Origin of the sequence: Paenibacillus sp. Soil522 (genome assembly GCF_001428245.1) — a bacterium.
In the GTDB taxonomy this organism is placed as follows: domain Bacteria; phylum Bacillota; class Bacilli; order Paenibacillales; family Paenibacillaceae; genus Pristimantibacillus.
Genome location: NZ_LMRV01000115.1, coordinates 1 through 6,680 on the forward strand (window position 1 = coordinate 1; position 6,680 = coordinate 6,680).

The 6,680-nt window shown below is 40.7% G+C and carries 9 protein-coding genes and 2 pseudogenes; 2 read left to right on the forward strand and 9 right to left on the reverse strand.

The annotated features are described in order from the left end of the window. Nucleotides 1–85 precede the first annotated feature (85 nt). Both ASG81_RS29325 and ASG81_RS29330 read right to left on the reverse strand, forming a co-directional pair. Nucleotides 86–412: a DUF1835 domain-containing protein gene (locus tag ASG81_RS29325; RefSeq protein ID WP_056643339.1), complete on the reverse strand. Its 327-nt coding sequence runs from the start codon at nt 410–412 to the stop codon at nt 86–88. A gap of 418 nt (nt 413–830) precedes the next feature. After that, nucleotides 831–1,319 carry a hypothetical protein gene (locus ASG81_RS29330; protein WP_056643342.1) on the reverse strand — a complete coding sequence of 163 codons (489 nt, stop codon included), beginning with the start codon at nt 1,317–1,319 and terminating at the stop codon, nt 831–833. A 282-nt stretch (nt 1,320–1,601) separates the two neighbouring features. Between ASG81_RS29330 and ASG81_RS34295 the strand changes: the two are divergent. After that, nucleotides 1,602–1,783 (forward strand): annotated as a pseudogene (locus ASG81_RS34295) (IS110 family transposase); the annotation flags it as partial. 1 nt (nt 1,784) lies between these two features. After that, a pseudogene (locus tag ASG81_RS34300) lies at nt 1,785–2,838 on the forward strand (IS110 family transposase); the annotation flags it as partial. 396 nt (nt 2,839–3,234) lie between these two features. Here the strand turns inward: ASG81_RS34300 and ASG81_RS29340 are convergent. The 7 genes from ASG81_RS29340 to ASG81_RS33435 all read right to left on the reverse strand — a co-directional run. After that, nucleotides 3,235–3,744 carry a shikimate kinase gene (locus ASG81_RS29340; protein ID WP_056643346.1) on the reverse strand — a complete coding sequence of 170 codons (510 nt, stop codon included), beginning with the start codon at nt 3,742–3,744 and terminating at the stop codon, nt 3,235–3,237. Between the two features lie 175 nt (nt 3,745–3,919). Then, the gene (locus ASG81_RS30480) at nt 3,920–4,135 is read right to left on the reverse strand and encodes a hypothetical protein (RefSeq protein WP_081417662.1); all 216 of its coding nucleotides are present in this window, start codon (nt 4,133–4,135) and stop codon (nt 3,920–3,922) included. A 26-nt stretch (nt 4,136–4,161) separates the two neighbouring features. Further along, on the reverse strand, nt 4,162–4,341 hold the full coding sequence (locus tag ASG81_RS29345; RefSeq protein WP_056643348.1) for a hypothetical protein: 180 nt from the start codon (nt 4,339–4,341) through the stop codon (nt 4,162–4,164). Nucleotides 4,342–4,860: 519 nt separating this feature from the next. Next, the coding region (locus tag ASG81_RS33420) for a metallophosphoesterase (protein ID WP_235549089.1) at nt 4,861–5,214 on the reverse strand (354 nt) is incomplete at its 5' end. Between the two features lie 403 nt (nt 5,215–5,617). Beyond that, on the reverse strand, nt 5,618–5,971 hold the full coding sequence (locus ASG81_RS33425) for a transposase (RefSeq protein WP_327205205.1): 354 nt from the start codon (nt 5,969–5,971) through the stop codon (nt 5,618–5,620). 18 nt (nt 5,972–5,989) lie between these two features. Next, nucleotides 5,990–6,169: a hypothetical protein gene (locus tag ASG81_RS33430; protein ID WP_056643356.1), complete on the reverse strand. Its 180-nt coding sequence runs from the start codon at nt 6,167–6,169 to the stop codon at nt 5,990–5,992. A gap of 44 nt (nt 6,170–6,213) precedes the next feature. Next, nucleotides 6,214–6,680: IS110 family transposase (locus tag ASG81_RS33435; RefSeq protein WP_235549090.1), on the reverse strand; the 467-nt coding region annotated here is incomplete at its 5' end.

Below are 6,680 nucleotides of genomic sequence, written 5' to 3' on the forward strand. Positions count from 1 at the left end.
ATTACATCCCGCCATTTCAGCTTTTTGAGGCGGTTTAATGATTAGACTAACGTTTGTAAATGAGGCTTTCTTGCTGTCTACTTTATTAAGGCAAGGTCACTATATAATCTGTTGGATTGTCTCCTACCCAGAAAAGAAGCGAGTCACTATCTGTGAGTGAATTTGCCCATTCGTTAAAAATCTTATATTTTTCACGAAGAAAAGGAATGTCATCGGATAAATCCTCATCATTTAAGACTTGCTCCCACCAATTAAGGCGTACTGTCTGAACATGATCCGACAGTACATTGCCAAGTGGTCCCCACATTAAATCATCAACCATTACGACAACATGGTCGTTTATTTGGTGGCTCTCCAATGCTATCTTAAGTGTACCACCAAGAGATAAACCAATTAAAACATGTGTTCTCATGAAATCCCCCCAAGCTAACTTTTAGTATATTCGATTTGTATTGAAGAAATCTGCCCGTTAGCGCAATGACGGCTGCCCCGCGGCAGCCGTTTTGGTGTTGAACTATCGTACCCGTTAGTTGAACGGGCTCCGTTTTCTTTATTGTATTTAGATGCGAAAGAAGGCTGGCACATAACTAACGTGTTCAGATGATCACGTACGGTTCGCCGTTCTTCATACCGATCGGTTATTATATCGAATGATTGCGCCAGGCTCCGGGTGATCTCTTCATCAGACATACGACGTACTGGTCGACGAAGATATGGCTCGCCCTACAGTTTGATCAAAGAGACTCGCGAGCGATCCTCAGCTTGTTAGCGAATACCCGTTGCGTTAAGTGGTGTATATGAAGGAACCGACTTCTTTGATTACTTAATAATTATTCAGGCCATGTATCAAGATTAATCTCTCTTTCAAAAGGAATTCCAAAATATCTATATTTGATTTTAATTGTAGTTATATCTTCTTCACTATTAATTCTAATACCATAGTGAATTGGTGTTGTTTTTGTCTTAAAAGCCTCTTGCTTTTCCTGAGGGGTTAATTCTGGGTGAATAGGTTCTTCATTTATTTCTAAAAATCTTGCTAAGGGTTCATCGTCAATGCCCCCAGCAACTAATTGAGCAGTATAACTAATAACTAACTGTGTCTTTAAGGGCAACTTATCATTTATCTTTATATCTTGAAGATAAATGTCTGAAACTCCTTTATTAATTATTGAAATATCCACTAGTGTTCTTTGGTTGTTGTATTCGGAAAATCCATCCGAGACAAGTGGATTTTGATTTAAAAAGTAAGTTATAAATATTACTGTCCCAAGACAAGTTACCATTAGTATTGAAAGTATTAATTTATTCTTTAATTTCATATTTCACATCCTTTGAATTAATATATTTTTCGGTTCTTTCATATAACGTCTTATTTACGAACTTCGCAAAAATTCCATACATAAAGTATTCGCGAAATTATTCACCATCCTTACAGTTAGTTGAGAAATACTTCAATTTCTACAGTCTTTTCATTGCTGCTATCGTACCCGTTAACATTCCTGTAGGTGTTAGTAGATTCGATTTGCAGAAAAACGAACGCCCCGCTAGGATGAGTATGTACTGGGTTGCTGCCCTCAGAACTCACCTTAGGAGGCGTTATTATGAAGTCTAGACTAACTAAAGTTCAAAATCAACGTGTAGAACGTATTTCCACTACCACTCTTGTCATAGGCATCGACATTGCAAAGGAGAAACATGCTGCTCAAGCTATTAACTTTCGAGGTATTGTCCTCACCAATCGCCCAATTATGTTTTCGAACGACCATGCGGGCTTTGAGCATTTNAAGGAGAAACATGCTGCTCAAGCTATTAACTTTCGAGGTATTGTCCTCACCAATCGCCCAATTATGTTTTCGAACGACCATGCGGGCTTTGAGCATTTAATGAGCAGTATTCGTAAATTTCAGAAAATGCACAACATGAATGACGTCGTTGTGGGAATGGAGAGTACCGGTCACTACTGGTTCAATATCGCCAATTGGTTGGTGAAACAAGGGGTTTCTGTTGTCCTTGTCAATCCAATGACGACCAAACGCAATAAGGAAAACAGAGACAACTCCCCCTCAAAAAATGACCCAAAGGACGCTTTGGTCATTGCCGATGCAGTGAGCCGCGGGTTCTACACTCCCTTCTCTCCAAAGGAAGAAGACTTCCGCCGCTTAAGGGTTATTGTCACAAACAGAGAGCATTGGGTTGTTAAATCCGGACGGATTAAGAACAGAATCCACCGCTGGCTGGATATCCGTTTTCCAGAATACAGGCAAGCGTTCGAAGATATTTTTAGTCCTCGTTCATTAGCCACTTTGCGTCGTTTTCACTACTGCCCTTGAAGAAGACAAATGGGAACTTAGGCACCTCATCGAAGAATATGAACGAATCTGCCACATCATTGATGAAGCGGACGAGATGATTGAAAAGCTWTTGCCAGAGATCCCCTGTTCTGATCTCGTTCGATCCGTCGGTGTTTCCGTTCCTGCAACGGCTGCCATATTCGCATTTGGCGGGGACTTACGTAAGCTGTCTCACGGGAATCAGTTATTGCGAAAGGCTGGATTAAACTTAGCGGAACGTAGTTCTGGTAAGTATAAGGGGCACATTAAGCTAACCAAACGAGGAAACTCATTACTACGGAAGCATTTGTACTTCTCGGTGTTTCACCTCTTATCTCACAATCGTRCATTCCAAGCCCTGCATGCACACAATATTGAAGTAAAACGAATGACGAAAATGCAATCCATGATGAAGTTGATTGGGAAATTGGCTCGAATGCTTGTAGCCATGGCGAGAGAAGGACAAACTTTCTCCACGGATAAGGCTCAACCGCCACTAGCAGCTTAACAACTAAATTCGCAACCCAGACACGTAGATGAGCTCGTTCACAGGATTTCACAAAGAAAGCACGGAGTACCGAGATTTTTAGGCTTTAGGGCATAGACCCGTTCCGTTAACGTTGATCGGGCTCCACACCTTGGATAGATAGGACGAAGGAATGTAAGGGCTTAGACCCGTTGAGATTTGGGAGAGTGAATCCCAAGGACTTTGTGGAGAGAGACGTGCAGCATATCTTTCTGTGGAAGATGTTGTAAATAGACCAACACCTTCTATTCCCGCATGCCCTCAAACGGAACTGCCTAGCCCATGTTATATTATCATTTAAACTCCTATTTAAACATGCATGTGAAATTCTGCGAATGAGTGAGCATTCGCGAGAAAATCCTTATTCTCTGAGGGAGCTCAATGATCACCATGACTTTCTTGTATTAGTTCTATAATTTCACCTACACATTGTTCTATATCCTTATTTAAGCAATCAAGGGTTTTATCACTGTACTTTCTGTATAGAGGATATCTTTCCTCGTAAACGTCCTTAAGACTATTGCCTTTCTTTATAATAATGCCTCTGGTTGTTACGTTTATTAGTCTCCTCTTAATCTCTTCATATGGGATATGTAAATAAATGACCTGACCATCCTGTTTAAGGACATTCATGGCCTTTTCTGAATATATAACGCTTCCACCTGTAGATATAATGCAATTTTTTAGTTGCAATTCAGACACAGTTTTTTCTTCGATCTGCATAAATTTTTCGATACCATCATTATCAATTATCTCTTGTAACAACCTACCCTCATGTTGCTGAATGACAATATCCGTATCCACGTAATCCTTTCCTAAGGCTTTTGCAAGCAACACGCCTAAAGTGCTTTTACCAGCACCAGACATACCTACAAGAACTATATTCATTTTCTTCCTCACTTTTTTAATTGTTATTGGTTTCGTTTAACCATTCGGTATTCCCCATAAATATCCTTCACAAGATAGCGTTAACTCCCGTTACTTTAACGGAAAAAGCAGCCGATTGTGATGGCCGGCTGCTGCATATCTTGATTCAGCTATCGTACCCGTAATGCGAGGGTAATTATATTTTTTCAACTGGGAAGTATAAATACAATTCATCGGCATTATCTTTAGGGTTGTAAAATTCTTGAATTGCTCCAACGATTTGATAATTGTTTTGGGGTAAATAATCTGCAATCATATGATTAAAAATGTTTTGATAAGAATCTTGAGTACATYTTGTTACAACATATTTGAATGCTGGAATGACCCATTTTGTCCATCCATTTGGGGCAATAGCGTCGTCTGTAACTTCGCATCCTGCTAAATATTTACCTTCTTCTTTCCATCTTTCAAACTTCTGAAGTTTGAAAGATGTATCTCAGCAAAGTTACTATTTGCCTCTTGCCATAATGGTGGTATCCACATTGGGCCTTCAACTGCAAGTCCTTCCCCCAATTTACCAATAACTGAAAACKGCTGTTTTTCGATAATATCGACCACTTTTTCTTCCTCCTGYATTAACGGTTTCTTTTATATTTCACCATATTATACTTAGCAAGGTTCATTAAACTGTCCTACTGTTAGGTGCGCCATCATATCTTTTGAATTTAAGTCAGACTGCCAATGATCCACGCAGTCTGTTGTCATGGCACTATCGTACCCGTTAGCGGAATGATCAGAACCTTCATTTTTATTCATTTAGCATTGTTAACTAATGCGAAGTAAGTTTTATAGTTACCTTCCCTTATTTCCAAGCAATTCAATTGAAGCCCATAGGMACAACCRCCATCAACACCAATTTTATCCCCAYCAAACCATATATCGGCCTTGTCATGTAACTCTACGACTTTGGTATGTCCAAATAGCACGGTCTTATCAACTACAGTAGGTGCTTTGTAGAAAGGTTCTTTGATATACATAAAATCATGTTCTGATTGTTCTTGCAATTTTCAAAGGATGRATTCAAACCTGCATGGACATAAATATGTTCTTTGTCTTCGTAGTAAAATGGAAGGCTATTCAAAAAAGATATATGATGGTTGAAGTGCTTGTAATGTACTCTTTTCCAAATTGTAATTTTTCTTCATCTGACATACCCACTAGAGATAAACCACAATAGCTTTCTAATGTAATAAGTCCACCRTGTTGAAAAAATTTCATTTTAACGGTTTCATCTTCGCTGGTCATGTCAATGAATCGTTGGTCATGGTTTCCTCGAATCGCAATAACATTTCCTCCCTGAACCAGTTGCAGAACTTTCTCAACAACATCTTTACTTCGTGCTCCYCTGTCTACGTAGTCACCAAGAAGCAACAGTAAATCCTCGTTCTTTTTAAAATCTACCAATGCCAATAAGTTAATAAACTCGTCATANATCTCTACATTCCTTTCGTGAACCACTGAATCTCAATACCCTTAGAAAAATATTCTTCTATACACTGCTATTTCCCTTTTTAAGTAATTGGCAATTTCGCTATCCTGCCAGTTAGCGTAACGGCGTTTTCAGTAAATAACTTATCTTATATTATTGAAAAAACCCGCCCCCTCAAAGGACTGGTTCGCCTCTGCCATCATTGAACTATCGTACCCGTCCCTCGGTTTTAAGGGTTTATCTCACATATACTCACTCATTCGCAGGATTTCGTCGCCATGGAATACAGCTGTTGTTCAGAAAGCAAGCTCATTAGACACCGTTGCTCTGGTCTTGGGCATACGGGAACAGAAGAAACGTGTGGNCCGTCCCTCGGTTTTAAGGGTTTATCTCACATATACTCACTCATTCGCAGGATTTCGTCGCCATGGAATACAGCTGTTGTTCAGAAAGCAAGCTCATTAGGCACCGATGCTCTGGTCTTGGGCATGCGGGAACCTCATGCATCTGTCGGAACAAAGGGTTATTTCCAACAAGTTGGAGCATGGCCAGGTACAGATATTTTCGCAGCGTAGCATCACCTCTTTTAGAAAGCACGATCTGTCCCTTGCGTTTCCCCGAAGTGCTTTCGGCTAGGTTTAAGCCTGCCTTACGCAATAATTGACGTCCATGGGCATACTGTCTAAGGTCGCCAGCACCTGATAGAATGGCTGCCATACAGATCGTGCCTAGACCGATTGATCGAAGTTGATCGGACATAGGAATATCGCTGAGCAATTATTGTATATCTTTTTCAAATCTTTCTAGTATCTCATTAATCCGTTCGAATTCTTGTAATAGCCGCCCCAAATCCTGCTTCGATTCATTTAGGGCAGACGTTTCGCCTATACTACTCTTAGCTTGAGCAATGAGTTGCGCAGCCTTCTGCATGCCAGTGGAGCCGCCGGTTCGCTTCATATGCTCTCTCCATCCTGTAATCACCTCTGATACGGACAGAGACTCTAGGTCCTTTGGTAAAGGGAATTCTTAAGCGTAGCTAGGGAACGTTTGCAGGTCCAATCTTTAAACACCGAGAAATACTCGGGGAAGCGAATATCTACCCAGCGAATAATCCGGTTCTGTAGACGTACACTATTCGTCACCCAAAATTCCCGATCACTCATAATCGTTCGCAACCTTTGAAAGATAATAGCCTGTCGCGAATATTCATAGTAGAAGCCTCGGCTAACCACGTCAGCGATGACAAGCGCATCCTTCGGATCACTCTTGGAGGGAGAATTATCGCGATTCTCCTTGTTTCGTTTGGTGGTGGCCGGATTCACCATGACAACGCTCTTGCCCTTGTCGGCAAGCCAATTCGCCAGGTTATACCCGTAGTGTCCTGTCGGCTCCATACCAATTATGAGCCCTTTTAAACGGTGTTTCTGTTGTAATCCATCTATCCATCGTTCTAATTTTTCGAATCCTT

Coding starts and splice junctions, on each gene's coding strand:
- ASG81_RS29325 (WP_056643339.1), bottom strand. CDS start 412: ATGAGAACACATGTTTTAATTGGTTTATCTCTTGGTGGTACACTTAAG.
- ASG81_RS29330 (WP_056643342.1), bottom strand. CDS start 1,319: ATGAAATTAAAGAATAAATTAATACTTTCAATACTAATGGTAACTTGT.
- ASG81_RS29340 (WP_056643346.1), bottom strand. CDS start 3,744: ATGAATATAGTTCTTGTAGGTATGTCTGGTGCTGGTAAAAGCACTTTA.
- ASG81_RS33425 (WP_327205205.1), bottom strand. CDS start 5,971: ATGTCCGATCAACTTCGATCAATCGGTCTAGGCACGATCTGTATGGCA.
- ASG81_RS33430 (WP_056643356.1), bottom strand. CDS start 6,169: ATGAAGCGAACCGGCGGCTCCACTGGCATGCAGAAGGCTGCGCAACTC.